The sequence below is a fragment of the Mesorhizobium sp. WSM4312 genome (assembly GCF_002294875.1).
Classification (GTDB): domain Bacteria; phylum Pseudomonadota; class Alphaproteobacteria; order Rhizobiales; family Rhizobiaceae; genus Mesorhizobium.
Window position 1 is genome coordinate 14,502 of sequence record NZ_NSFU01000034.1, and the last position, 25,552, is coordinate 40,053.

General features: G+C 59.0%; 21 protein-coding genes and 3 pseudogenes. 14 read left to right on the forward strand and 10 right to left on the reverse strand.

The features are described 5' to 3' along the window. Positions 1-147: 147 nt before the first annotated feature. The 13 genes and pseudogenes from nifS to CK228_RS33135 all read left to right on the forward strand — a co-directional run bounded on the left by nifS (position 148) and on the right by CK228_RS33135 (position 10,981). Positions 148-1,359, forward strand: a complete 1,212-nt coding sequence (gene nifS, locus CK228_RS33075; RefSeq protein WP_063169388.1) for a cysteine desulfurase NifS — start codon at positions 148-150, stop codon at positions 1,357-1,359. A gap of 179 nt (positions 1,360-1,538) precedes the next feature. After that, positions 1,539-1,916: a nitrogenase stabilizing/protective protein NifW gene (nifW, locus tag CK228_RS33080; protein ID WP_063169389.1), complete on the forward strand. Its 378-nt coding sequence runs from the start codon at positions 1,539-1,541 to the stop codon at positions 1,914-1,916. A gap of 188 nt (positions 1,917-2,104) precedes the next feature. Then, a complete protein-coding gene (locus tag CK228_RS33085) occupies positions 2,105-2,956 on the forward strand; it encodes an electron transfer flavoprotein subunit beta/FixA family protein (RefSeq protein WP_063169390.1) in 852 nt (283 codons plus the stop codon). A gap of 16 nt (positions 2,957-2,972) precedes the next feature. Then, positions 2,973-4,082 carry an electron transfer flavoprotein subunit alpha/FixB family protein gene (locus CK228_RS33090; protein WP_024505237.1) on the forward strand — a complete coding sequence of 370 codons (1,110 nt, stop codon included), beginning with the start codon at positions 2,973-2,975 and terminating at the stop codon, positions 4,080-4,082. Positions 4,083-4,092: 10 nt separating this feature from the next. Further along, a complete protein-coding gene (locus tag CK228_RS33095) occupies positions 4,093-5,397 on the forward strand; it encodes an FAD-binding protein (RefSeq protein WP_063169391.1) in 1,305 nt (434 codons plus the stop codon). A gap of 12 nt (positions 5,398-5,409) precedes the next feature. After that, entirely contained in the window at positions 5,410-5,709 is a 300-nt protein-coding gene (locus tag CK228_RS33100; protein WP_024505235.1) for a ferredoxin family protein, read from the forward strand. A gap of 255 nt (positions 5,710-5,964) precedes the next feature. Then, positions 5,965-6,681 carry an alpha/beta fold hydrolase gene (locus CK228_RS33105; protein ID WP_063169392.1) on the forward strand — a complete coding sequence of 239 codons (717 nt, stop codon included), beginning with the start codon at positions 5,965-5,967 and terminating at the stop codon, positions 6,679-6,681. A 691-nt stretch (positions 6,682-7,372) separates the two neighbouring features. Continuing rightward, positions 7,373-7,459 (forward strand): annotated as a pseudogene (locus tag CK228_RS35080) (helix-turn-helix domain-containing protein); the annotation flags it as partial. A gap of 273 nt (positions 7,460-7,732) precedes the next feature. Continuing rightward, on the forward strand, positions 7,733-9,214 hold the full coding sequence (gene nifB / locus CK228_RS33115) for a nitrogenase cofactor biosynthesis protein NifB (protein ID WP_063169393.1): 1,482 nt from the start codon (positions 7,733-7,735) through the stop codon (positions 9,212-9,214). A gap of 29 nt (positions 9,215-9,243) precedes the next feature. Next, positions 9,244-9,438 carry a 4Fe-4S binding protein gene (locus CK228_RS33120; RefSeq protein WP_024505232.1) on the forward strand — a complete coding sequence of 65 codons (195 nt, stop codon included), beginning with the start codon at positions 9,244-9,246 and terminating at the stop codon, positions 9,436-9,438. Between the two features lie 85 nt (positions 9,439-9,523). After that, the gene (locus CK228_RS33125; RefSeq protein ID WP_024505231.1) at positions 9,524-9,844 is read left to right on the forward strand and encodes a nitrogen fixation protein NifZ; all 321 of its coding nucleotides are present in this window, start codon (positions 9,524-9,526) and stop codon (positions 9,842-9,844) included. Beyond that, positions 9,841-10,053 carry a putative nitrogen fixation protein NifT gene (nifT, locus tag CK228_RS33130; protein ID WP_024505230.1) on the forward strand — a complete coding sequence of 71 codons (213 nt, stop codon included), beginning with the start codon at positions 9,841-9,843 and terminating at the stop codon, positions 10,051-10,053. Before CK228_RS33125 ends, nifT begins: the two co-directional genes overlap by 4 nt. 34 nt (positions 10,054-10,087) lie before the next feature. Then, a complete protein-coding gene (locus CK228_RS33135) occupies positions 10,088-10,981 on the forward strand; it encodes an SIR2 family protein (protein WP_024505229.1) in 894 nt (297 codons plus the stop codon). A gap of 307 nt (positions 10,982-11,288) precedes the next feature. On the opposite strand, the gene CK228_RS33140 is transcribed toward CK228_RS33135, so the two are convergent. From CK228_RS33140 to CK228_RS35085, 5 genes and pseudogenes are all read right to left on the reverse strand, one after another. Then, the gene (locus tag CK228_RS33140) at positions 11,289-11,855 is read right to left on the reverse strand and encodes a sugar O-acetyltransferase (RefSeq protein WP_024505228.1); all 567 of its coding nucleotides are present in this window, start codon (positions 11,853-11,855) and stop codon (positions 11,289-11,291) included. A gap of 464 nt (positions 11,856-12,319) precedes the next feature. Beyond that, positions 12,320-13,363 (reverse strand): annotated as a pseudogene (gene nifA, locus CK228_RS33145) (nif-specific transcriptional activator NifA); the annotation flags it as partial. A 772-nt stretch (positions 13,364-14,135) separates the two neighbouring features. Then, on the reverse strand, positions 14,136-15,344 hold the full coding sequence (locus tag CK228_RS33150; protein WP_095790553.1) for a beta-ketoacyl-[acyl-carrier-protein] synthase family protein: 1,209 nt from the start codon (positions 15,342-15,344) through the stop codon (positions 14,136-14,138). Further along, positions 15,345-15,626 (reverse strand): acyl carrier protein, encoded by a 282-nt coding sequence (locus tag CK228_RS33155; RefSeq protein ID WP_029356603.1) that lies wholly within the window; start codon positions 15,624-15,626, stop codon positions 15,345-15,347. A 1,218-nt stretch (positions 15,627-16,844) separates the two neighbouring features. Continuing rightward, positions 16,845-18,068: pseudogene (locus CK228_RS35085) on the reverse strand (IS110 family transposase). A gap of 701 nt (positions 18,069-18,769) precedes the next feature. Between CK228_RS35085 and CK228_RS33170 the strand changes: the two are divergent. Then, entirely contained in the window at positions 18,770-19,687 is a 918-nt protein-coding gene (locus CK228_RS33170; protein WP_063170390.1) for a LysR family transcriptional regulator, read from the forward strand. Positions 19,688-19,735: 48 nt separating this feature from the next. On the opposite strand, the gene CK228_RS33175 is transcribed toward CK228_RS33170, so the two are convergent. The 5 genes from CK228_RS33175 to CK228_RS33195 form a co-directional block, all read right to left on the reverse strand. Further along, positions 19,736-20,539: a TIM barrel protein gene (locus CK228_RS33175; RefSeq protein WP_063169395.1), complete on the reverse strand. Its 804-nt coding sequence runs from the start codon at positions 20,537-20,539 to the stop codon at positions 19,736-19,738. Between the two features lie 164 nt (positions 20,540-20,703). Next, positions 20,704-21,765: a LacI family DNA-binding transcriptional regulator gene (locus CK228_RS33180; protein WP_051695606.1), complete on the reverse strand. Its 1,062-nt coding sequence runs from the start codon at positions 21,763-21,765 to the stop codon at positions 20,704-20,706. Between the two features lie 275 nt (positions 21,766-22,040). Beyond that, complete coding sequence (locus tag CK228_RS33185) at positions 22,041-23,324, reverse strand: dicarboxylate/amino acid:cation symporter (RefSeq protein WP_210326678.1); 1,284 nt, start codon at positions 23,322-23,324, stop codon at positions 22,041-22,043. Positions 23,325-23,716: 392 nt separating this feature from the next. After that, the gene (locus tag CK228_RS33190; RefSeq protein ID WP_063169397.1) at positions 23,717-24,478 is read right to left on the reverse strand and encodes a sulfotransferase domain-containing protein; all 762 of its coding nucleotides are present in this window, start codon (positions 24,476-24,478) and stop codon (positions 23,717-23,719) included. A gap of 283 nt (positions 24,479-24,761) precedes the next feature. Next, the gene (locus CK228_RS33195) at positions 24,762-25,550 is read right to left on the reverse strand and encodes an ABC transporter permease (RefSeq protein WP_063169398.1); all 789 of its coding nucleotides are present in this window, start codon (positions 25,548-25,550) and stop codon (positions 24,762-24,764) included. Positions 25,551-25,552 lie beyond the last annotated feature (2 nt).

Genomic DNA, 25,552 nt, shown 5'->3' on the forward strand with positions numbered 1-25,552 from the left:
ATGCCGCCACCAAAGGGCAATGTCGACAGCGACCGGTCAGCCAAGCCATCGCTCCCCCGGCCGCCCACCTTACCAGATACGATATGCGCCAGAGGTTCAATGGCCCGACTACCCTTGAATCATTTCAGCAGTTGAAGGATCACTCCCATGAACCCTGTCTATCTCGACAACAACGCAACGACGCGGGTTGATCCTGCAGTCGTTGGAGCGATGTTGCCTTTCTTTACGGAGCAATTTGGCAATCATTCGTCCATGCACGCCTATGGCGCATCGGTTGCTGAAGCCGTGAGAAAGGCGAGGCAACAGTTGCAAGCCCTCATCGGCGCGGGATTCGAGGACGAGATCATCTTCACCTCGGGCGGGACTGAAAGCGACAGTACAGCCATCCTTTCGGCGCTGGAGGTGATGCCCGACCGAACGGAAATAGTGACTTCCGCGGTTGAACATCCGGCCGTTCTGAAGTTGTGCGCGCACCTTGAGAAGACGCGCGGCGTCAAGGTGCACATTATCCCAGTCGATCACTACGGCCGGCTCGACCTGGACGCCTACAGAACCGCCCTCACCCCACAAGTGGCAATCGTCTCGATAATGTGGGCGAACAATGAGACCGGTACGATCTTTCCCGTGGTTAAGCTTGCCGATCTAGCCAGGGAAGTCGGCGCGCTTTTCCACACTGATGCAGTGCAGGCGGTCGGAAGGCTTCCGATTGAGCTGAAATCGACCGCGATCGACATGCTGTCGCTCTCCGCCCACAAGCTGCATGGTCCAAAGGGGATAGGCGCGCTTTATGTAAGACGTGGCGTGCGCTTCTCCTCCATGATCAAGGGTGGGCACCAAGAGCGCGACCGGCGTGCAGGCACTGAAAACACACCCGGCATAGTCGGACTGGGCATGGCGGCCGAACTCGCCTTGAAATTCATGGACGAGACAAAACGAATAAAATGGTTGCGCGACCGCCTTGAGAACGGGATCATCCAGCGCATCCCAAACACATCCATCAACGGCGATCCGCAAGAGCGATTGCCAAACACTGCAAACATTGGATTCGAAGGTATCGAAGGCGATGCAATTCCAATTGTCCTGAGCCGGCTGGGAATCGCCTGTTCCGCCGGGTCCGCCTGTGCCTCTGGCTCACTGGAACCGAGCCATGTTCTGATCGCTATGAACGCGGCATGTGGGGCAGTCCGCTTCTCCTTGTCGCGTGACAACGGCGAAGATGACGTAGACCGCGTGCTTGAGGTCCTGCCTGCGATCACCGAGAAGCTACGGGCCGTTCCCAGTGCTGGACTGTGCGGGCGAGGTGCAGAACAGCTTCATTCCGGCCCGGGTCCGAGCGGCACAATAGCCGACGAGCCGTGAGGTCTTCCTCAACGTGACGACCCTGCGCAAGGAGAGCAGTTAAACTCGGGGTCGCCTTCACCACTTCAGAAAAGCTTGAGATCGCCAAGTCTCTTGCCCAGCCGCCGTGCCAGAGGTCGGCACGCCGTCAGCAATGTCACCAATGCATCGACACCACAATTTCGCGCCGGGAGAATACAATGAACTGCTCCGCTGATAGCCGCCCGATCGATCGCACCGATATCCTAGCGCGACTGAAGGGCCTGTCGGCCGCGGAGGACTTCTTCGCCTGCCTTGACGTCTCCTACGACCCGAAAGTGATGAATGTCTCGCGGCTCCATATCATGAAGCGCGTGGGCCAATACCTTGCCGAAGAAGATTTCTCCGGTCTGCCTAACCAGGTAATCGCCGCGCGGGTGCGCGCCAAGCTGGAACGCGCCTACGAAGATTTCGCGACTTCCTCGCCGCTCACGCAACGTGTGTTCAAGGTGCTAAGGGACCACGATCCAAACATATGTCCCGCACCTGGCCGCGCCTTCGTCCCGCTCGACTCTGCACTGAAGCGGTTCGGAAAGTAATGAGCCCGACACGGCTGCGACGCGACAATGTCGAGAAGTCGACAAATCCAGTCCTCATGACGCCTCCTCGGAAGCAAACGAAGCCACCTTCTGGAATAGAGGCAGGAAGACGACTTGGCATGAACGATGCAGGCAATGAGGTGAACCGCCAAGCACGAATCCGGACTGGGAGCTTAGAGAAACCGCCAATGCATATCGTAGTCTGCATCAAGCAGGTGCCGGATTCGGCACAGATCCGCGTGCACCCGGTGACGAACACGATCATGCGTCAGGGTGTTCCGACCATCATCAATCCTTACGACCTGTTCGCCCTCGAAGAAGCGCTCAAACTGCGCGACGTTCATGGTGGCGAGGTTACTGTGCTCACAATGGGTCCGCCCATGGCGGAGGACTCGCTGCGAAAGGCGCTCGGTTACGGTGCTGACCGAGCAGTTCTCTTGACGGACCGCTATTTTGCCGGATCCGATACGCTGGCGACTTCCTTTGCTCTTTCGCAAGCAATCGCAAAAATTGGGGAGACTTTCGGCAGGCCGGACATCGTCTTCACCGGCAAGCAGACGATTGACGGCGATACCGCCCAGGTCGGACCGGGCATAGCCAAGCGCCTAGATTTATCGCAACTTACCTATGTCGCGAAGATTGCCTCCATCGATCTCGATACGCGAGAGATCGAAGTCGCTCGTCGCGCCGAAGGCGGCACCCAGTTGCTGAAGAGCAGACTCCCTTGCCTCATTACCATGCTGGAAGACACCAACGAAATCCGCCGGGGCTCGCTCCAGCAGGCTCTGTGCGCGGCGCGCAGCCAAGTCGTGAAGTGGACTGCAGCCGACGCCGGCATTGACGATCTCACCCGGTGCGGTCTGCGTGGCTCGCCTACAGTCGTCAAGCGTGTTTTCGCCCCCACCGCACGGGCAGAAAGGGCGGCGCAGATCGACACCGCGGAAAGGGGCTTGCAGGACATAGCCGATGAACTCATCGCCGATATCTTAACCCGCCGGCCGGCGCTGGAACATGAGCTGGCCTTCAACAGCGGCACGTGACGGCCAGGAGCAGAAAATGTCGACCGCAAGCCAAACTACCCCTCGCATTGCCCCCGGCCGTGCCGGTGTAAAGAAAGAACTTCCCGACCGTTTCAAAGACTACCGGCACGTGTGGGTCTTCCTCGAGCTCGAACGCGGCAATGTGCATCCTGTATCATTCGAACTGCTGGGCGAAGGCCGCAAATTAGCCGACAAGCTTGAAGTCCAGCTCGCGGGCGTCGTGCTGGGACCGCCGGGCGAGATGGTCGAGGACGCTGTTGCCGAGGCCTTCGCTTACGGGGCGGATCTTGTCTACATCGTCGATGCGCCGCCGCTCGCCGACTACCGGAACGAGCCGTTCGCCAAGGCGCTCACGGATCTGGTCAATACCCATAAACCCGAAATCCTCCTTCTCGGCGCGACCACACTGGGCAGGGATCTTGCAGGCTCGGTAGCGACGACCCTGCAGACGGGGCTCACGGCCGACTGCACCGAACTTGATGTAGATTCCGACGGTTCACTCGCCGCGACCCGTCCGACTTTTGGTGGCTCATTGTTGTGTACGATCTATACACTAAATTACCGGCCGCAAATGGCGACGGTGCGACCAAGGGTCATGCCTATGCCGCAACGGGTGGATAAGCCGGTCGGGCGTGTCATGCGGCACAAGCTGTCGCTCGTTGAGGACGATATCGTCACCAAAGTCCTCGGCTTCCTACCGGATAACCAGTCGGCAATGGCAAATCTTGCCTATGCGGATGTCGTGGTTGCGGGAGGCCTCGGTCTCGGAGCGGCGGAGAACCTTCAGCTTGTGAAGAATCTTGCCCGAGCGATCGGCGCCGAGCATGGCTGTTCGCGCCCCTTGGTCCAGAAGGGCTGGATGCCGGCTGATCGACAGATTGGACAAACTGGCAAGACCATTCGACCGAAGCTTTACATCGCGGCCGGAATTTCCGGCGCCATCCAGCACCGAGTTGGGGTCGAGGGGGCCGATCTCATCGTCGCGATCAACACCGATCCGAACGCGCCGATTTTCGAGTTCGCCCACCTCGGGATCGTCACGGATGCAATCCGCTTCCTGCCCGCACTGACGGAAGCCTTCACCCGGCGGCTGTCGCCGCACAGTCGAGACAAGCTTGCGAGTTGAGGGAGAGGACATGATTGAACAATTCGATGCCATTGTGGTCGGAGCCGGCATGTCTGGAAACGCAGCTGCTTACACTTTGGCAAGCCAGGGGCTGAAGGTCCTGCAGTTGGAGCGCGGGGAATATCCGGGCTCTAAGAACGTCCAGGGTGCCATAATGTACGCGAACATGCTGGAGAAGATCATCCCGGACTTCCGGGATGATGCGCCCCTCGAGCGGCACCTGGTCGAACAGCGACTTTGGGTGATGGACGACACGTCTCACACCGGAATTCATTACCGGTCGGACGACTTCAATGAGGCGAAACCCAACCGCTACACGATCATCCGCGCCCAGTTCGACAAATGGTTTTCCCGCAAGGTGCGCGAGGCTGGCGCGACGGTCCTGTGTGAGACGACCGCGACGGAACTCGTCCGTGATGGCAATGGCAAGGTGATCGGCGTCCGCACAGACCGGGCTGGCGGAGTGGTCTTCGCGAATGTGGTCGTTCTCGCAGAAGGGGTGTCGGGATTGCTTGGCACTCGCGCAGGCCTGCGCGAGATGCCGAAGCCGGAGACCGTGGCGATTGCCGTCAAGGAAATGCATTTCTTGCCCGAAGAGGTCATTGGCCAGCGGTTCGGGGTGAAGGGCGATGAAGGCTGCGTAATCGAGGCCGTGGGCACGATCTCTCGCAGCATGGCCGGGCTCGGCTTCCTTTACACCAATAAGGAGTCGATTTCACTCGGCATCGGCTGCCTGGTCTCGGATTTCGCCGCGACGATGGAGAGCCCGTCCGCCCTCCTGGATGCGATGAAAAACCATCCTTCGATCCGGCCGCTGATCGCTGGCTCGGAGGTGAAAGAATATGCCGCCCATCTTATCCCCGAAGGTGGTTACAGGGCCATTCCGCAGCTATTCGGCGACGGTTGGGTCATCGTCGGCGACGCAGCGCAACTGAACAATGCCATTCACCGTGAGGGTTCGAACCTTGCCATGACCTCGGGTCGTGTCGCGGCTGAGGCGATCATCAAAGTCAAAAGCCGCAACGGTCCTATGACCAAAGCGAACCTTGCGCTCTACAAGACGATGCTGGATGACTCCTTTGTGATCAAGGATCTTAAGAAATACAAGGACATGCCAGCCTTACTCCACACCAATTCCAGCAACTTTTTTGACAGCTATCCGCGGTTGATGTCGCATGCCGCTCAGACCTTCATGCGTGTCGACGGCACGCCGAAGATCGAGAAGGAAAAGAACACCACGGCCGCCTTCATCAACGCGCGCTCGCGCTGGGGGTTGGTCAGCGACGCGGTCCGCCTGGCATTGGCATGGCGCTGAAGAGGGTACAAGATGACGATCGCAGTGACGAAGGTTCGTGTCGAGGACAAACTTTACCAGAACCGCTATCTGGTCGATTCCGGCCGCCCCCATATCATAGTGCGACCGCACGACAAGCCAAGCGCGAACTTGCTTGCGTTGACCTACGTCTGTCCGGCGAAATGCTATGAGTTGAATGACAAGGGTCAAGTCGAGATCACCGCCGACGGCTGCATGGAATGCGGCACCTGCCGGATATTGTGCGAGAAAGGCGGCGACATCGAGTGGAACTATCCGCGCGGCGGCTTTGGTGTCCTGTTCAAGTTCGGATGATCAGCCGGTGCCAAGAGCATGCCGGCAGCGAGCAACTGCGGCACACCATGAGCCTCTCCATCCACTTGCAAAGAGCTAGTGAATATTGGGTTTCGCAATTCAAGTTTCCTCGACTTGGTAGGGGTATCCTCAGGCCACGGGGCGCCTGTGCCGGACTTACCACCGGTAACGTGGTCGAGCCCCTTTGGACAATGTCCGGCCATCGTGCCGGATGGCAGCCACAACGGCCGGTGAGCAAATGGAACGGCACAATCCATGATAAAGACGTATGTGCTAGTGCATGGTGCCTGGCATGGCGGATGGTGTTGGCGGGACGTCGCCGCCAATCTTCGCAAGATGGGATGCCACGTGACCACGCCTACCCAGACAGGTGTCGGCGAACGCGCACGTTTGCTGTGCAAGGACATCACGCCCGACACATTCGTGACCGACATCGTCAACCACATTGTAACGGAAGAGCTGAGCGATGTGATCCTTGTCGGTCACAGTCTAGGCGGCATCAGCATCACCGGCGCCGCCGACCGGATACCCGACCATATCAGCCATCTCGTTTATCTCGACGGCGCCATCGTCGAGAGCGGTCAAAGTGTATTCAGCACCATGCCCCCCGACATCGTCGCCGCCCGTCGAAAATTGGTTGCGGAGGAAGGACGGGGTATCTTCATGCCGACTCCGCCGCCAACAGCATTCGGCACTCCCGAGGGACACTCGCTCACGGACTGGGTGCGGCGCCGGATAACACCGCATCCGGCAGGCACCTACGAAAGCGGACTTAAGCTCGAGCACCCGCTCGGCAACGGCAGACCCCGAACCTATGTCGTCTGCACTAATCCACTCCACCCGCCGATGGCGGGAGCGCGAGAATGGGTCGCGAAGCAGGATGGCTGGGCGTGGCAGGAACTCGCCACTGGCCACGACGCAATGATCCTCGCGCCGACGGAAGTTGCTCTCCTTCTTAGCGCTGTCGGCTGAGGAACCAAGTAGGGGGAGCGGCGGCCGATTCTCAGGCCGTGGCCTTGAGCTCTGGTGCAAGGATGTAGGCCCAACGGGTCGTTCCGGTGGCGCCACCGAAACCACTAGGCGGGAGTGGCCTGTCCTGCCGACGTCGCAAGCTTGCGAGCGTTCCGCCGCGGCCGCAGCCCGTAGCGCCGGGCAACCTCCGAGATCACCGCGTCGGCTCCAGGGTCTCGGAGATGACTCCGTGCCTTGTCGTCCATCGACCAATGCCGCCGACCAACAGCGCCGTTGATCACCCTCGAAAACGCCGAGGCTGCCGCTCAGGGTCAATCGTAAGTTCAAGTTCAGACACAAGCCGATCTCCGATCCACCTCAGAATCGGCAGGCCCACAGATCGCGGGTCCTCCTGGAAGGACACAGCGCTTACCCTTGAAATATGGAGAACCATGGCTTTGCGCCGTCGGCAGTTGAGCTGATCTCGCAATGCTATTTCCCCGGCAACGTCCGCGAGCCGGAGAACTGCGTGCTTGGCGTTCTCCTCTGGAAGGAACCAATCTTTCGGAACGTGGCAATGTCATCGACGAGCTCTCACGGGCCAGCACGATGCCGGTTCGGCGCATCGGCGCCCGCCTGAACACGAGATGGCCACTTGCGATTCTAACGATACGGCCGGACGGGGGCTGGGACCGCGGCGGACGAAGCGTGACGGCTGATCGACACAATGGAGAAGGCCGGCTGGGTTCAGGCTAATGCGGCTCGAATTCTCGGCCTCAAGCTGCGACAAGTCGGCTAGGCGATACGCCGGCATAGTATCGAGGTGAAGGAACTTCTAAGAGCCTGATGAGCCAATCGTCAGGCCAGTGGTCTTGCGCGCCCTGTGCGCGACAAGGAGTGCTTCGTGCTTCTGAACGGATTTGGACTTGCACTGTCGCAAGCAGGACAAAATTGTGTCGCGCCGGCCTGACACAATGCGATATCGACCCGAATAGTGAACTGAAGCCGCTTTTTTCAGTTGGTATGGCTCTTGCACCTTGAACCGCGACGTTACCAGCAACGGAGCCGTTTGATGTCCTCACCGACAGTTTCGATTGAGGGGCCGACTAGCACGACATCCGAGGGTCTTCTGGCAGCCGCGAAATCCGGTGGCTGCGCATCGTCTTCCTACGGCTCGTCGCCGACCAGCCCGGGCGAAGAGGATCCGGCTATTTGGGAAAGGATCAAGGATCACCCCTGCTTTTCGGAGGAAGCGCATCATTATTTCGCGCGTATGCATGTGGCGGTCGCGCCGGCTTGCAATGTCCAGTGCAACTATTGCAATCGCAAATACGATTGCGCCAACGAGAGCCGGCCTGGTGTTGTGTCTGAGAAGTTGACGCCCGACCAAGCGCTACGCAAGGTCATCGCCGTTGCCAACAAAGTTCCGCAGCTTTCGGTTCTTGGCATCGCTGGGCCGGGGGATGCCTGTTACGATTGGGAGAAAACGAAGGCAACGTTCGACCGCGTCATCAGGGAAATCCCCGACATAAAGCTGTGCGTCTCCACTAATGGGCTCGTGCTGCCGGACCATGTCGCCGAGCTTGCCGAAATGAATGTTGATCACGTGACGATCACCATCAACATGGTCGACCCGGAAGTCGGCGCGAAGATCTATCCATGGATCTTTTATGAAAATCGCCGCTACTTCGGCATCGAAGCCGCTCGAATCTTGCACGCGCGGCAGATGCTGGGCCTGGAGATGCTGAGCGCGCGCGGCATCCTCACCAAAATCAACTCGGTGATGATTCCTGGAGTGAACGACCAGCACCTGTTTGAGGTGAACAAAATGGTCAGGGAGCGGGGCGCGTTTCTGCACAACGTGATGCCTCTGATTTCGGACCCGGCGCACGGTACCCACTACGGACTCATCGGGCAGCGCGGCCCAACGGCAACGGAGATGATGGCTCTTCAGGATCGACTTGAAGGTGGCGCCAAGTTGATGCGCCACTGCCGGCAGTGCCGGGCAGATGCTGTCGGCCTGCTCGGTGAAGATCGTGGCCAGGAATTCACGCTGGACGGTATTCCCGACGATGTCGCCTACGATGCTGGCAAGCGTCAGGCCTATCGGCAGGTGGTCGCACACGAGCGCCGTGATCATGAGGCGGCGAGGAGCGAGGCCATCGGTATGGTCAAGGCAACAGACTCCGAAAAGTCGCTTCTGGTTGCGGTGGCCACTAAGGGAGGTGGACGGGTCAACGAACACTTCGGCCACGCGAAGGAATTCCAGGTTTATGAAGTCTCGCCTAGAGGGATCAGCTTGGTCGGGCATCGGAAGGTCGAGCGGTATTGCCTCGGAGGCGGGGGCGAAGACGCCATCCTCGAGGGCGTCATCGCAGCGCTCGAAGGCATACACATAGTGCTATGCGCCAAGATCGGAAATCGCCCGAAGGAACAACTCTCGCGAGTTGGACTGCGCGTAACCGACGCCTATGGCCATGACTACATCGAGACCGCAGTCAGCGCACTTTACGCGGCAGAGTTTGGGATCAGACCACTAGCGGCGACGGCCTGAGCCGTCTCGTCCGATAACCAGGAGTTAGAATGGCTTTAAAGATCATCGCATCCCAATGTACCCAATGCGGGGCCTGCGAGTTCGAATGTCCTTCGGAAGCGATCAAGTTCAAGGGCGACGCCTATGTGATCGATCCAAACAAGTGCACCGAATGCAAGGAGGCCTTCGATACGCAGCAATGCGTGTCGGTCTGTCCGGTACCGAAAACCTGCGTTCCCGCTTGATTCCTACCGAAACGGTCGGGTTCGCCGCACGACGACGCCTGCAACCCGCGACCACAACAAAAGCCTCGAGAAAGGAATGGACAGCATGTGGTCCAGACGCGAACAGGAGGTCGAAATCGGCAGACCGCCACGGTTCATGCAGGGTGAGCGGGTCCGTGCGATACGCCACATAAAAAACGACGGCACCTATCCCGGCAAGGAGATCGGCGAAAACCTCGTGCGGAAGGGCGACGAAGGCTACGTGCGCGACATTGGAACCTTTCTCCAGCAATTCTTCATCTATGCGGTCGAATGGATCGATCGTGGCACGGTCGTCGGCATGCGAGCGCGCGAACTCATTAGCCTCGACAAAGTCGAGGTTCCCTGCGGAGCTGAAGGCATTTCCAACGGGGGAACAGCCGGATGAAAGTAATGATTCGCAGGACCGCTACTGGCTTGTCGGCTTATGTCCCCAAGAAGGATCTCGAAGAGCCGATCACCGAGATTGAGAACGCTGACTTATGGGGCGGGACCGTGACGCTCAGGAACGGTTGGCGGCTCATGCTGCCCGACCTTCCGCGCGACACGCGTTTGCCGATCACCGTCGAGGCGATGAAGATTTCCGACGGGGCCTGATGCCGGTGGGTTCAGTGGCGGAGAGGAAACGCGTATGAACACGATGCTGAGCTGGGACCATCTCGTCGTCGTCCGGGGCAGTTTTGCCAAAAAACTGATTGACCTGCTGAACGGCGCTCTCAAGGCCGATCGAGTGATCCCCTATCTCGGTCCTGGTCTTCTGCAGCTTAACCCACCGGAATCCCCTGTACCTTGCACCCCTGAAGATGTCGCCGCGGCCCTCAACAAGCGGGCGCCTGCCCCTTCCAGGATTCGCACCAATATGTGGTCGGTCGCGCAGTTTATCGAGCAGCGCCGACATCGTCGGACTCTCCAAGCGTGGATGGCGGAGATATTCGCAGCCCCCGCCGAGCCGACCGTTCTTCACGCCTGGCTCGCAACCCTTCAACTGTCTGTCATCATCGACAGCTGGTACGATGGCGCCATGCGAGCAGCCCTTGCAGAGGCCGGCCAAACAGACGTTGTCGAGATACAAGGAACGACGCGCGCGACCGGAATCGGTAACATCTGGACGAGAACTTACGATTTGTCAGGAACAGAACTCGAGGCCGAACAAGTGGCTAGGACGGTGCTCTATGCGCCGCACGGCAGCGTCAGGCCGGCGGCAAACTTCCTCGTGGCTGATTCCGATTACGTCGAAGTCCTAACCGAAATTGATATCCAGACGCCGATCCCGGACGCGGTGAAGCAACGGCGCGTCAACCGGGGTTTTTTCTTCGTGGGCTGCCGCTTCAACGATCAGATGCTGCGCACATATGCCAGACAGCTGATGAAGCGCTCCACTGGCCCACATTTTGCGGTGATCGATTCGGCTACGCTGACCAGAAACGAACGTCGTTTCCTTGCCGAAGGCGCAATCACGGTCATCGACATGCCGATCCGCAACGCCGCGGCTCGCCTCGTCGGGGTCGATGCTAGCCAGGATTAATGGCCGGCGATTGCTGGTGAGTCGCTGCTTGCCTCCAAGGGCGAAAACTCAGTTGGGAATACATTCGTGAGCAGTAATGCTAGTGGCAGCACAACGTAGGCTCTGAATTCGTTGGGCCATGTGAAAGGGTCCGCTGCTGCGGGACGTGAGCACGTTGCGGCGGCATTACGCACATGATCTTGTGACCCCCGTGGCAAAAGAACTGAAGCGCCCGAGTCGCGACAACATATGCAGCGCTCAATGGCTTCGACAAAAATTCGGCACAGTTTCGACAGTTCGCATGCACCTCCAGGGTCAACGAGGTTGATTATGCCTGTTTATGTGGGTCGGCCACGCGAGCAGGAATTCCCACTACCTTTGCCCCGGCGGGAACATCTCGTGTGACCACGCAGCCAGCGCCTACCACTGCATTATCACCAATCGTGACGCCAGGCAGAATGATTGCTCCACCGCCGATCCAGACACGGCTGCCAATGTGAACAGGACGCCCGACCTGCAGGCCGGCCTGCCGCTGCTCGGCATCATGTGGATGATCGGCGGTATAAATCTGCACAGCAGGCCCAATTGCCGTTCCTTGCCCGATTTTGACCTCTACCACGTCAAGAATAACGCAGTTGAAGTTGATGTAGGCATTGGCTCCAATGCGGATATTGAATCCGTAGTCGCAAAAAAAGGGCGGACGGATGACCGTTCCGCGCCCAACCTCTCCCAGCCGCTCGGACAAAAGCTCATGCCAATGCCCCGTGGTCTGCCCCAGCGTATCATTGTACCGCTTGAGCCAAGCCCCGGTTGCCAACAGGTCAGCTTGGATCTCCGGATCCGCCGCATTGTAAAACTCGCCTGCGAGCATCTTTTCTTTTTGGCTACGCATCATAGTCTCCCGTCAGGTCGTGTCCCGTACAGTGATGCAGGAACGCACATCAAACTGCCTCGGCAACTTTGTAACTCGATCTTGCCGGGCGCGCGGTCGGTCACGAGCCGGGGCGACAGTTTCGTCTCGACCAACTTCCAAGAATTTGGATATCGGAGATCAACCGGTCGCAGGGGCCAATACCTGACGAAGTCGGCAACTGTCCAGCGGTCGAACTCACTTTCATGCCCATCTCAGATTGCGTGATATCGAGCGGTAAGCCATCAGCTAATGTATCGACCAGGTCCCGCCAGAGGATTACTCCTTTTTAGTTTGTCAGTCGCAGAGCCCCAGTACGACTGGTGGTAGAAAGCACACGGCCGGAATCTTGGCAGCGCTGTTCACACCCACTTCGTAAGCCTGGCCGATGGGCTCGGCGCCAGAGCACCAATGCTTGACCTGCTCCAGCTCTTGCTCGGCGGGTTGTTTCAGAGACGCTTGATCTCGATACCGCGTTTTCTCAGCACGTAGCCGATCTGGCGCGGGGTCAAACCGAGCAGGCGCGCCGCCTTTGCCTGCACCCAGCCACACTTTTCCATGGCAGCAATGACCGTATCGGCATCGGGCACCCTACCACGAGTCGTGGCAGGGCCTATCGGCGCTTGCCCGTCGCCGACGGGCGGGGCGGCACAGGCGGCGGAAGGCTCGATCGTAGTCGACTTCTCTGACGTCGGCTGTCCGTTCTTCCACAGCGCCGCGGCCAAGCACTGATCCGCGTAACAGGCAAAGTCAGTTCTGAGGATTGATGGACCCGTCGCCAGAACTGCCGTCCGTTGAACGCAGTTTTCGAGCTCTCGGATGTTACCTGGAAATTCGCAGTTCATTAGCACCTCAATCGCTTCGGGAGCGAAGGTCAGCGTGTGATCATTCTCAGTATTGAAATTCTTGAGAAACTGAGCGGCCAAGAGCGGAATATCACCTCGCCTTTCGCGCAATGCCGGCACGCGTAAAGTGACGACGTTGATGCGATAATAGAGGTCTTGCCGGAACTCCTTGCGTTGAACTGCCGTTTCCAAGTCCCTGTTCGTTGCGGCAATCACGCGAACATCAACTTTAATGGTGTGGTTGCTGCCGACGCGCTCAAACTCCTGCTCCTGCAGGACACGCAGCAGCTTAGCCTGGAACGAACCTGATATTTCGCCAATCTCGTCCAGAAACAATGTGCCTTTGTCGGCAGCCTCAAAGCGCCCCTTGCGCAAACTGCTCGCGTCGGTGAAGGCACCCTTCTCATGACCGAACAAGTCAGATTCCAGAAGCGTCTCGGTGAGCGCCGCGCAATTGACCTTGATGAAGGGCTGCTTGGCGCGAGGCGAGAGCTCGTGAATGGCTTTGGCAACCAGCTCCTTGCCGGTTCCGGATTCACCTCGCAACAGGACCGTAGTCTTCGCCTTGGCCACCTTGACAAGGTGCTCACGCAGCTTGCGCAGCGCCTGACTATCGCCAAGCATCTCCTTGCTGATCTTTTTACGTTCCATTTGGCAGCCCATCCCACTCCGCCACCCGCCGGTAGAACTGCACTGGACGGTGAGCTGTGTTGTATTTCGCCATCATCATTCTCGATCTCACCTTTGTTGCTTCGAAATTTCCGGCGCGCGGACCCCCTCGGCAAATGGCAATGGCGCCTGAGCATCGTTGTCTTTCACCAGGACGAGCGTCTTCTCCTCCGTGCGGGCGCCCGCAATATGCGCGCTTGTTTGCGCAGGCCTTTACTCGACCGGTCGCCGTTCTGTCCGGCTTCTGCCGCACCGCAGCCTGCAAACCCATCCTTGACAAGAAAGGAGGGGAGTCAATCGAGCTCTCCTTGCATTCGTGCAAGGAAAATTGTCAGTTTGATAGAATTCTATCAAAACGGCAGAAACGCCCCGCCCCCAATTTGGCTGTACCTGCGGCGTTCAGCTTACGTGACGACATGTGCGGACTTGTCCCAATTGCCGTCCGAGTTGTGCGGGAAACAGTAGCCGCTGCGCTGTTCGCTTCAACCGCGTGATGCCGCTGACAGTAGAGGCGGCGGCTCGTCGAGCGAGGCTTCATTGTTCGGCTACTAAAGCGGCTGTGCTTTGGTGGGAGTTGGTTTCGCCCAAGTTCTGGGCCTGGGGGCGTCTAGCCCGTTTCGCCGCACAGGCTCCTCCCACATCGTCGAGGCCGAGAAGGAGGGACCCCACAGCCCTCCCTGTATCACAATGCCCCGCCCCTCAAGCAGCTAGATACGACAGGTGACCTCGAATGAGGCGTCTTGCATGGCTTCTACACCTGCCTGAATGCCAGAACTGCGTTCGTACCGCCCATGGCGAAGGCGTTGCTCATGGCGACGCGCACCTTGCGCTCGCGCGGCACATTGGGTGTGATGTCGAGGTCGCAAGCGGGATCTGGCTCGCGATAGTTGGCGGTCGGCGGCACGACGTCCTCTTGGATTGCCATCACGCAGGCGATCATTTCAAGCGCGCTCGCTGCGCCGAGGCAATGCGCGTGCGTGGACTTGGTGGAAGAGATGGACATCGAATAAGCGTGGTTTCCAAACACACGCTTGATCGCCGCCGTTTCAGTCTGATCATTGCTCTTGGTACCGGTGCCGTGCGCGTTGAGATAGTCGACGTCCTCGGCATTCAGCCCGGCATCGGCAAGGCAGGCGCGCATCGCCGACGCTGGCCCCTCGACAGATGGCGCGGCAATGTGGAAGGCATCGGCGGAAAGGCCGACGCCGGCGATCTCGGCAAGAATTGTGGCACCACGCCTCGTGGCATGCTCGTAGCTTTCCAGCACGGCCATGCCCGCACCCTCGCCCAGCACCAGGCCCTTCCTATCGGCGGAGAAGGGCCGGCAGGTATCGGGTGAAAGCACGCGCATTGCTTCCCATGCTTTCAGCACGCCCCATGCGAAGGGTGCGTCGCTGCCTCCGGAAACCATTACGTCGGCCCGGCCCAGCTTGATCTGGTCCACCGCCGAGGCGATCGCATGGTTGGCCGAGGCACATGCGGAGGTCACCCCGAAGACCGGCCCGCGCAAGCCGAGGCTCAAGCTCACCTGGCCGGCGGCGGCGCTTGGCATCGTTTTGGGTACAGCGAGGATGCCAACTCGCCTCGCGCCGTCCAAAAGGAGGGCCCGGTAAGTTTCCTCCATCACATCCCAGCCCAAGCCGCCGACGCCCACTGTCGCGCCGAAGCGATGGGCATTCCCCTCGTCGCAGGAAAGTCCGGCCTGCCGCATGGCTTCGCGCGCTGCAAGCACGGCGAGCAAGCTGAAGCGGTCCATGGAGATGAGATGCCCCCGGTTGATGTCGTGCTGGGGCAGCGCCTTGATTTCAGCGCCGGTCATGCTCTCCAGGTCATGAATCTCAGATTTGGCGAACGCGCCGATGGCGGAGCGGCCTTCGCGCACCTCTTTCCACATAGAGGCGGCCTCGGTGCCCAGTCCGCACAGGCCGCCCACTCCGGTGATAACGACGCGCCTGTCCATTCAAGCCTCCTTCGCAAGCAAGCCGCGGACGGCTTCCACGACGTCGCCGACATTCTTGAGATTGGACCAGGCATCGGCCGTGTTCATGTCGATCTTGATGCCGTAGGCCTGCTCCACATCCCAGAGGACGTCCGCCAAACCCAGCGAATCGAACCCGAGCGCGTCCAGTTCCGTGGCGATTGTTATCTCGCCGACGAATGACGCAGGCATTCCCTCACCGCTCTCCGACTCGGCGCGTTTCTTGATCAGGGCAATGACGTCCGTTGCGAATTGATCGGCCATTCTGTTTCCTGTCTTTCTTTCCCGCGTTTCGACCTGGACGCGGCTCAGTTCCTGAGGCGCGCCGCGTCGCGAAAGCCATCACGCTTGGGCAACTGACAAAGCCCAATGCTCATAAAGCCGGATCAGGTCCGGCCGGTGTGTGGCGTAGGTGCAGTATGACGATGTGAGCCGCTACACGTGCGCGTCTCCCGGTCTGTCCATAGGCTCGGAAGAAGTCGGACAGTTTGACATGGCCGGTCAGTTGCAACTCCCTTTCCCAGCACTCCACTGCCCGGTAGAGCGCATGAAAAATCTCCTTTCGGGCGGTTTCTTAAGACGCTCGCCACGCCATGAGGCAGTGGGGGCATCGGTGTCCATCAGGTGCTTCTGCCCATGCAGGATTCCAGAACATTGATGAAATCGTTTGTTTCGATGAAAGGCATCCACACTTTGGATGGTTGACCACGCTTTTCAAAGATCGTGAACTACATCTCCTCGTTGTGCTCGACGCACTCCGGACAAGTAACCTCATGGGCGCGGCATGCAGGATTAACCGAGCCCAGCCGGTCATGAGTGCGGCCGGCGCTCGGCTGCTCGATTTATTTGCGCGATAAGCTCGCGACCATGTCCGCGGAGGTATTCAAACTTAACGCTGCGTCCGGGAGCTCTTGCCCTCCAGTTTGCGACGCTCCCCCGCCCATCCAGTGATCGTTTATTTCGTCGGATAGTTTGACCCGGCTCTACCGAATCGCCGCTTCAGGATCATTCTTTCCGATTTCGTCACGCTCGTATTTCTGCCGCGTCCTACACCGATTGGGCGCGAACAAAACTGAGCGCCTTGGAACCCGAACCCGTGCGTCGTGACCGGGAGCATCCGGGGCGAACTCATCCGCTCGGGGGCATCGCATCACCGGACGGCGACAGGCACGGTCGACCGGCATCTCGGCATCGGCTGGGAATTCGTCCATGGTCTGCATTGGCGACGACGCTTCCTGAGGCCACGTAGCCCTTATGCCAAGCTGGGCGCCCGGGTCGAGCGCGTAATGACGACAATTGCTTCGCTGCAGGTCAAACGCTTTCCGGGCCACCTGCAAAGTCTTCACCCGGCCGTACAGCGCCCAAGACCACTGATGTGATCGACAAGAGCCTTTTTGATAAATCTGCGCTATTCTCCTGTCGCGCACGGACGACCGCGTGGCGAAGAGCAGGGTCCGAGATGAGAGCCCTGCCGCGCAGCTTCTATCGTCGCGCCTCGTTTGCGGCATCCGTGCCTACCCTCTTCGGACCTCGTGGGTTCCAACCGGCGACGAGGCGTGCATAGGCGCCCTCGGCCTGCTCCACCCAGCGGCGCTCTTCTTCCCGGTGGCTCTTTATGTTGTAGGCGTGCGCTCCCTTTTGGCCGCGCACAGCCTTGCTCCCGGCCTTGAGTTCCACATCGCGCAAGCTTCTTGGCATGCAGGGAGGGTCGAGCCCACGCGTAACTCTCGCCCTTCTCAACAGATGACAGATCACGACAGAGAGTTTGCGTGCGGTTGCCACGGCCGCGACATGCTGTCCGCGCCGGGCTCGCACGCCGCAGGGAGAAGGCTCGCAACGGTCCGGGAGCACGAGCGGCCGCCCAGGCCGCCTCGACGAGCATGCCGCGCGCATGACCACGGCCCTGCTTGGTGATCCGCCCATGGTAGGCCGGACCTGGCCGGACTGCTGGACGCTTGGGTTCAACCCGAGATAGGTCACGAGCTTCTGCGGATCGTCGAAGCGCGACACGTCGCCGATCGCCGCCCTTCATCGCCAGCGCGACGGTGATGTCGACGCCGGGAATGGTCATCAGCCGCTTCACGCCTTCATCCTCGAGAGCCGAGCGGACAAGATCGCGTTCGATGACCTGGAGGTCTTCGCCCAATCGGTCGAACTCGCGCAGATGCCCATCGATCGCGAGGCGCTCGTCCTGCGGTACGACCTGCTCGATTAACCAGGTCCGACCCTTGGCGCCGCACAGGTCAGCATGCGGGCAGGACGGATCAGGTGGCTATGAAGGATCGACTGGATGACGCTCTTCAATCGAGATCTCTGTCGGACAATCTGATTGCGCCGTGTCACCTGTCGACGCAGAGCCTGCGTCGGCTCGTCCGCAATCCAGACTTCTGGCAAGAAGCCGCTGGCATAGAGCTGCGCAAGAACGTCGGCGTCGATCGTCGTTTTGATCTTGGCATAGGCAACGATAAACACCTGTTTCGGCTTGGCGATCCCCACCTTCTTCACATGCGGCGCAACCACAGCTGCAGCGGACGTCGCGTTGCCGGTGGCCTCGATCACCCCGACATCGTTCGGCGACAGCTTCGCGGCGAACGCCGCCAGCAGATCGCGCCGCATGTCGACGCGGCCGAGTCGCCTGAGCCTGCCCTCCTCCCATGCCACTGCTTCGGCGAAGGCGCGGTGAATATCCAGTCCGATGATAAGCATGCCCGTTCCTCCTTCTTGGCTCGGTCAAAGACGGGAGCTGGCGGGCAACACGACATCTACTGATCCGCGCTCGCAGCGCATCCGGGAAAGTCGCGAGGGGCGGCCATGTAACGAGCTCGGGCTCTCAGCCCACGGTCTATTGACGGCCTGCCTGCACCTTTGTGCTCCCGGTGCCCCACGTCCCGGATGGGCTCACCATAAGGGCGTTCCAAAACAAGAACAGCAGGACGAGAAGGCACCACAGATCACATACCGGATAGCGGCAAGGCCAAGCGCTTCGTTCAGATAGGCTTGCGCCAATGGGCTTAGGCCGAGCCTACAACAGCTCTCAAAAACGCTGCCGGACTGCTGCATTGGCTCGCCGATACAATTGGCACAGGCCTCACGGCAGCTTAGGATCAAACCGCCCATCAGTCGCCTCGGACTGGAAAGGTGCACCCTATTAGGTTCCACGCCTAGCTAGGTCGGGGCCGCCGAAGACGCTGGTTGATAGACCGGCGCCATCGGCCCGGCGTTTCAAACTGCCAATCTCTGACCTGCACAGTACGAACGATTGCTCGCTTCGGCAGATCACGCGGCTCATATGTCGGACCTTAACGTCATCCATCATAAACTTTTTGCGACAAAAGATTGCAAGAATGCTAAATTGTTAAAGTCGTTTGTTTCGGTTAAAGGCATCCATCCCATGGATGGCTGATGACATGCGTTTCAAAGGACTTGATCTAAATCTCCTCGTTGTGCTCGACGCACTCCTGACGGAGCGTAATCTCTCGGCGGCGGCACGCAGGATTAACCTGAGTCAGCCCGCCATGAGTGCGGCCGTCGCCCGACTGCGCGATTATTTCCGCGATGAACTGTTTACGATAAGAGGTCGCGAAAGATTTCTAACCCCGCGTGCGGCAGCATTTGCCCCCGCAGTTCGCGACGCTCTCCAGCACATCCAGTGCTCGATTATTTCTTCGGATCCGTTTGACCCAGCTCGAGCCGATCGCCTCTTCAGGATCATTCTTTCCGATTTCGTCACGCTCGTGTTTTTCGAAAAGCTTGTGGAGCGTATTTCACGGGAAGCCCCCGCCGTCAGCTTCGAACTGCTGCCTGTCGACGATAGCCCCGATGAGCTTCTCCGGCGCGGTGACGTCGATTTTCTAATTCTACCGGATATGTTCACGTCGAGTGTGCATTCAAGCGTTGCGCTGTTTGACGAGAAGCTCGTGTGCGTAGGCTGTCCCACAAACAAGCAGCTGCCACAGCAGCTTACATTCGAGAGATACATGTCGATGAGGCACGTCGCGGTCAGGTTCGGGCGTACGATGAAGCCGTCTATCGAGGAATGGTTTTTGCTTGAGCATGGCCTTAAGAGACGTGTCGAGGTCGCCGTGCAGGGCTTCAGCATGATTCCACCTATGGTGTCCGGCACAGCTCGTATAGCGACCATGCCCTTACGGCTGGTCAGGCATTTCGAAAAAACGTTCCCCCTGCGGGTTATCGAACTTCCGCTGCCATTTCCCACATTCACCGAGACCCTCCAATGGCCGGCCCTCCACAATAGCGATCCGGCAAGCATCTGGATGCGGGAGATAATGATACAGGAGGCATCTCGGATGGCTGCCCCGCTGTGAACCCACGGAAAATTCAGGCGCACCTATAGTCACTACTCCTGTCACCATCTACTTTGACGACAATAGCCCTCGCCGGATAAAGTCGATGCTGGCGGCAAGTGCGCCTGCGAGATCGTCCAGAGAATGGACTTCCTCGACCAGCTCGAATGAGAAAGGTCCCGCGTAGCCGCCATCCAGCAGCGCCTGAATCTGGCTGCCATTGTCGGAACCTGCAAGAAAGCGATCGGGGTAAATCCAGAAGGTCGGGTCGTTTACGCTTGAAATGTGCACCAGGCCGGTAAGCTCGCAGAACAGGCATGTCTCCCCGGCCAGGGTGTGGTGGAACGTGTCGTGCACGAGGCGAAAGACGGACTGGCCATCAACCGCGGCAACGGCCTCGGCCGCTTCCTTCTTTGATCGAAGCGAGCAGGTTCGGAAACCCAGCGGCTCGATGAGACCGATCAGACCCCGCGACTGGAGGATTGGCTTGATCTCGTTTAGAGCGAAACGAAGATTGTCCTGGCGCTCGCTATTGGTGGGCCACGAGCTGCGGTTGGCCGGCACCAACACGAGCGTCTCCGCCCCGCACGCCGTCGCATAATCGGCGAGGTTGCTTGCCTCGGCCTGACGCGTTGGAGTCCAGTCGTTGAACCGCTGCAAGGCGTTGACAGAGATGATCGTGACGCCCGCTTCGGTAGCGGCCAACCGAACGTCCGCAGCCGGAATGCCGCGTGCGACAGGATTGCTGAAATGAGGGTAACGGATTTGGACGTCGGTCAGGCCTTGGTCACGGGCAAGCGCGAAAAGCGCACTGACGTCAAGGCGGGGCGCCGCCATGTGATCGAGTGCAAAGCGGGGCGATACCTGGCGCATTGCTTGACTTTCCTTCCATGAAGCGCGGCTGCCATTTCGGCATCCGGCTTCTTTCAAGACGGAACCACGCCGGTTCACAGATCGGACAGAGACGGCCGAGTCAATCGAGCTTTCCTTTCATCGGTGAAAGGAAAATGGGCGCTCATGATAGAAATCCATCAAGGTCAAATATTTTCCGGAAGATAAATGTCGAACGGCAGAAATGTCTGCCCCGGGCTCTCCGCGACGCCGGCTTTGATGGCCCGCTCCATTGCCATTATCAGCTCCTGGCAAAGTCGGCGCATTGGCGTGCCGACCGCCATCGTCAAGATGTCATCCGCAAGCGCCCCACGTGACTGCGGCGTCATTTCACTCACGATCGCGACGAGATCCTGACCGCTCCCCTCTTCTCGGAGCGCGGAAATTGCCCCCTCTATCCCCCCGCCGGCCATATAGAAGCCGACGAGCTCTGGTTCCCGCTGCATAAGATCCAGCAATTTTTCGTAAGTGAGCTGCCGTTCATCAAGGTTCACGAGCGCATCAAGCACCTCGAATTTTGGCGCGTTCTCACGAAAATACGCACGAAAGGCCGTTTCCCGCGTCGCATGCGCCTGGAAGCGATGGCTTCCGACAAACACCGCCACCTTGCCGGGCCGTTTTGCGGCCTTGGAAAACACCCAAGCGGCAGTCCGTCCGACCTTGCTGTTGTTGAGGCCGATGTAGCCCTCGCGCACGCCATCGGCGAAGTCGGATAGCAGCGAAAATACCGGGATACCTTTCGCCTTGAGCTCCTCGACTGATGCTGTGATTTTCGGGTGATCGGCCGCCACCATGGCGATCGCCTGGCAGCGGCTCCCAAGGTCCTTAAGAAGCGGGAGCAGGTCACGCGGCAAATGTGACTGCGCGAACTCGATGATCGGAAGGCCGTGGAAGGATTTAGCCATACTGACCGACTCTTCGATCTTGCGAGCGAAATCTTGGTAGAAATCGTGGGTAGGTTTTCTCAAGATGAAGCCCAGCTTGTAGTGCGGCAGGTGCTGCTGCAAGCGCTGTTTGATGAGACCGGCAGCATGATAGCCGATCGCGTGCGCGGCCGCATGGACCCGCTGGGCGGTCTCCTCTCGCACCGGAAGGCGGACGTTCAGAACCCGATCGACTGTTGCTACGCTGACTCCGGCTTCGCGGGCGAGATCGGCTATTGTGACGCGCTTTCCCCTAGCGATTCTGATCGGCCGGTCCTCCATCATCCGGTGCGCTCCCGCGACGGCTTGGGGCGGCAAGCTGAAATAGTTCCCCCACCCCGCGGATAGCGCATTCGACGAACAGCGCTCCATGCGCACCCAGATGAGTCTCCGTGAACCGTTCGTTTGCTTAGGGGCTTCATGGTGTTGTATTACTCACTGCGTTAGTACTCTATTTCCAGCGCTCTTTGGAGGCTGGCAATTCGACTGTTGTGTCAAGGCCGCTACTTACACGTCGCGCTGTTGCGATCTTGCTTGCGGGGAGCCAGTTTGATGTAACCCTAACCGCGGAAAGCGGTTTCCATCCGTGACTGGTCCAATTCGCCTTCCCAGCGAGCGACAACGAGCGATGCCACCGCATTACCGACTAAATTCGTCAGCGCGCGGCATTCCGACATGAAGCGGTCCACGCCAAGAATTAGAGCCATTCCGGCAACGGGAACACTCGGCACGACAGAGAGAGTAGCGGCCAATGTGATGAAGCCGGCGCCGGTGACGCCTGCCGCACCCTTCGAGGAAAGCATCGCAATTAGCAGCAGGAGGATCTGATCGGCAATTGACAAATCTGTGTTCGTCGCCTGGGCGATGAAGAGGGCGGCGATCGTCATGTAGATATTGGTACCGTCCAGATTGAATGAGTATCCAGTAGGGATGACGAGACTTACGACCGAACGGGCGGCGCCGGCCTTCTCCATCTTCTCCATTAGCGAGGGCAGCGCGGCCTCCGAGGAGGACGTTGCCAGGACAAGCAGCAGCTCGTCCTTGATGTAGCGGACGAGAGAAAAGATCGAGAAGCCGTTGTAGCGGCAGACCGCGCCGAGAACCCCGAACACGAAGAGGAAGGCGGTAAGATAGAACGTCGCGACCAGTATCGCGAGGTTGGCCACCGAACCGATTCCGTATTTGCCGATCGTAAAGGCCATTGCGCCGAAGGCGCCGATGGGTGCAGCCTTCATCAGAATGCCGACGAGCTTAAAAATGGGGGCGGTAAGCGCCTGGAGAAAGGTAACGACCGGCCTGCTCGTCTCTCCGGTCATCGCCAAAGCAATGCCGAACAGGACCGAGAAGAACAGGACTTGCAGGATGTCGCCTTCCGCGAAGGCACTGGCAATCGTTGACGGGATGATGTTCATCAGGAAGCTGGTCACGGACTGCTCGTGAGCCGTGGCCACATAGCCCTTAACGGCTTGGACATCGAGCGAGGCCGGATCGATGTTGAGGCCGGCGCCAGGTTGAACGATATTCGCGACAATCAGTCCGACAACGAGTGCAAGTGTCGAGAAGGTGAGGAAATAAACCATCGCCTTGGCGGCAACTCGGCCGACCTTCTGCAGATCGCTCATGCCGGCAATGCCGGTCGCAATTGTCAGGAAGATGACAGGTGCGATAATCATCTTGACGACTTTGATGAAGGCATCGCCGAGCGGCTTCAGGCTCTGGCCGGTTTCCGGATAGAGGTAGCCAATTGCGGCTCCCAGGACTATGGCGGCAAGCACCTGCACGTAGGTCCGGGCAAAATGGGGCTTGCGGGGCGCTGCGATCGCGCGGGGGACTCTTGGAACCAACACCGTTTCTCTCTCCCTGACCGGATCGGGGTGGGGGCTCCTCCTTCTCCCATGCTGCGCTCCGGTCGAGCGCTGCTGTCATCTCGGAGCAAGCGCCGTGCCAACTGGAGGCCTGTCCCGTCCAGCGAGATTGGTGCGGGTTGCGCACTGGAACCCTCCACCTTTGCCGGAATTTGCACTCAAGGCTCGCCAAAGATCGCGTCTGAAGAAGTGCTTCGCCAGAGAGGGAATTGACCAGGTCGCCTTGCGGCCGTGTCTTTGATGTCTGCCGCAGATCGACTGCCGGCCGATATCTCTGTCGTCTTGGTGACTTTGGTTTGTCAGTTTTGCGACGGAATGCGCGCAAACTGCAGGATATCCTACACGCCCATCAGAGCACGCGGTACAAGCGATTAAGCGTAGGAGCGCATTGAATCTCCGAGGTCAAAAAATCTTGAATAAGGTCCCCGTGCGAAGTGAATCCGCAACTCGTCAAAGTTCTCCACCGTTTGATCCAGCGGTCGCGTTTCCTGGCGCTGCAGGATGGCGTTATCTGATGGCTCAAGCGCTGGAACGCCCAGGAAATCCCAAACCGCTCCCAGGCATTGGGCAGGTTCGTGAAGTAGGCTCTCGTATTCCATTACAAGCAGGTTGGTCGACGTGAAGGAGTCCATAACGCGAGCGTGAAAATCGTCGGCGGCTTTGAAATAAGCCTCACAGTCGGCGATTGACAACCTGACGCTCGGTGGCCGAGCGGTATCGTTGTCCCAGCTGAACTTCAGCCAGTGACCGCTTTCCCTGGCCTGCACAAAGGATCGGAGCGATTCCAATACGTTTCGGCGAACAACAAGGATGACCTTGAGTGCTGGCCAACGAGCCAGTTCCGCAAAGAATGCGGGACGCTCGCGAAACTGAGGTTCATTGATCTTGCATCCAAGATGCGTCACATTCTTGTAGTCGCGCATAGGGCAGCGCACATAGGCAAGCTCAAGAAGCTCGCGATCCGTGCCTAGCAGGCGATCAGTGCTGGGCCAATTGGGATCATATTCGTTTAGCAACTCACCGTTACTCAAAACGGTCGGATGCTCGTTTAGCAATTCTTCTAAATAGTGTGTTCCGGTCCTTGGCATAGCAAGGATCACAAAAGGCTCAAGAGTTGCTTCGTTGTGGGTCATTGCATGTGTATCCAACTAAATAATGGCCGCGACGGTCTGTGGACGCGCACAAGAAGCTTGGCTGCTATCGATTGAACGCTCCGGGTGGGTCCGCGCCTCACCATCCAGCCTGTTCTTCGAGGTGTGGTCGCGAAGCTGGGCGGGTGCCTGCAGCGGCTGGGTGGCGCCCGGCTTCGGCGTTGTACCACTCGCGATTCCTAGCATACGCATGCCTCCGGGCCGCTGTGGGCAGTTTGCATCCGGCATTGCGGACCTCCTTCTGGTTAATGGGTGTAAGCAAGCGTCAACGCATTAGTCGTCGATGAAACAGTCCAGCCGACAGAAAAAAAGGCAATACAGCGAACATGCAAAGTGCGCCTATATGCAGCCCTACATTGTCGCCCAGGCGGCCGAGCATCACCGGACGGATTAGCTCGATAGAATTCGCCAGGGGCGAGAAGGCCGCAATCTGCTGAAACACTCCTGGCAATTGGCCGACTGGAAAAACCGCGCCCGAAAGGAACAGCATGGGTGTGATGACAAGCGTCTGATAGAAAATAAAATAGTGATAACTGGGCGCGAGCGCGATGACGAGCATGGCCAGGCTCGCAAAGGCGAATCCGGTGAGAGCGACGACCGGTAGCACGTAGAGAACCGACGTCCACGCGGCATAACCTAGCGCGGCCGCAACAATCGCAATTGTCGTACCGGCCAGAAAAGCCTTTGTGGCTGCCCAGGTCAATTCACCGAGAACGATGTCGCCGAGGGTAAGTTGTGTGTGCAGGATTGCTTCCCAAGTGCCCTGATCGCGCATTCGACCGAAAACCGCGTAAATTGTTTCGAAGGTTGATGCTGTCATCGCGCTCGTCGCAACCATGCCGGCTGCCAGAAAGGCGATGTAGGATGCACCTTCGATGCGGCCTACCAACAGTCCAAGGCCAGTGCCGAGCCCGAAAAGGTAAATCATCGGATCAGCAAGGGTGCCGAGCATTGAAGCAAATGCCACCTTCTTCCATGCCAGATGATTGCGGCGCCACACCGCCATCCAGTTCCAGGCGTTGGCGGGTAGAGCGGCCGCAAAACGTTCACCCATTG